This window comes from Oleiphilus sp. HI0067, assembly GCF_001635735.1.
Map to the genome: position 1 here is coordinate 1 of NZ_LWFI01000170.1, position 1,356 is coordinate 1,356.

The following is a 1,356-nucleotide window of genomic DNA, read 5'->3' on the forward strand; positions in this document are numbered from 1 at the left end:
GCAATGGTGTTCAAGGGATCTCAAGACTGTAGTTGACGAAAATTTACTTAATTGAGCGATATTTATGATGTTTTGGCGATGCTCCGCAGAGATATTTTACTTGCTACTGCTAGACTCAAAATATAATGAGCAGCATGTATGTTGTTTCAATCGTCTTTTGAGTAGAACTAGATTGTGATTTTGAAGGATTGGTCTTTACAGGGTCGTATCGGTGAGTGGTGCATAGTGCTCGCTACTATGCTTCTGACTGCTTGTGGTGGCGGTAGCTCTGAGGCTGACGGCTCGCAAGGTATCAACGGCGGTTTAGTGGCAGGAGGTCCTTCTCAAGCGCGAACGATTTCAGGCACCCTTCGACTCACATCATCTATGGCGCAAGATTCTGACACGCAGGTCGCGGGCTCTTTCGCTATCAATCTCAATAACAATTCCTTTTCCCAAGCGCAGAGACTAAACAACCCTAGCTCTGTTGGTGGCTATGTCAGTGCAGCTAATGGCGCATACAGCAACGGGCTTTCTTTCGCTCGTGATGATAGCGATTTCTATTCCTTGCCATTATTGAATGGACAAACACTCTCGCTTGAGGCTTATCCGGCTGACACAGGTACAAACCAGTCTATTTACTTAAGATTCCAAGTCTTCAAATCGAGCAATCAAAGCGCGCCAGTTTTTAGTGAAGATATACGTTGGGCCAGACAAGTTGAATTTGTTGCAGATGAAGACGCCGAATACTATGTATCTTTACGCTCTATTGCCCAGTCTCCTGTTAATTATCACCTTCGCTCTTCACGATCGTTAGCTGCTGGTGAGAGTTTATCGCGAGCTGGTTATGCCAAGCTCGCATCAGCTAGGGTCAATATAGTTAATGCATTTGGCGAGGTGTCGCAGCTTGATGATGGAATTCATAGTGATTTAGCTAAGCTTAAAGCGCTGCGTCTAGCCTCTCAGTTGCAGGGGATGCGCGGTGTTGCTAATGCGGAACCGGATTATTTAGTGACTGCCTCAGGCTTATCAGTGAATGATAGTTTGCGTTCGTTTCAGTGGAATTTAGATCAGTTATCTTTTCCTGAAGCATGGCAGTTTGCGTCGGGGCAGGGTGTTCGAGTAGCTGTGATTGATACGGGTGTCGCACCTAGTCATGAAGATGTTCAATCCAATATCTTGTTCAGCGACGGGTATGACTTTGTATCGGACGTACTGAATGGTGATGGTGATGGTCGTGACGCGGATGCCACAGAAGTCGCTTTTGGAACCTTTCATGGCGCGGAAGTCGCTGGTGTGATTGCAGCAGACACTAACAATGCTAAAGGTATTGCCGGTGCCGCCTTTAATGCGAAAATCATTCCTATTCGAGTGCTA

Annotated in this window: 1 protein-coding gene; it reads left to right on the forward strand. The window is 46.3% G+C overall.

Annotated features, from left to right (window positions below; all coding sequences use genetic code 11):
* Window positions 1-174 precede the first annotated feature (174 nt).
* A partial coding sequence (locus tag A3739_RS02335) for a S8 family serine peptidase (RefSeq protein WP_156502268.1) occupies window positions 175-1,356 on the forward strand: 1,182 nt, incomplete at its 3' end.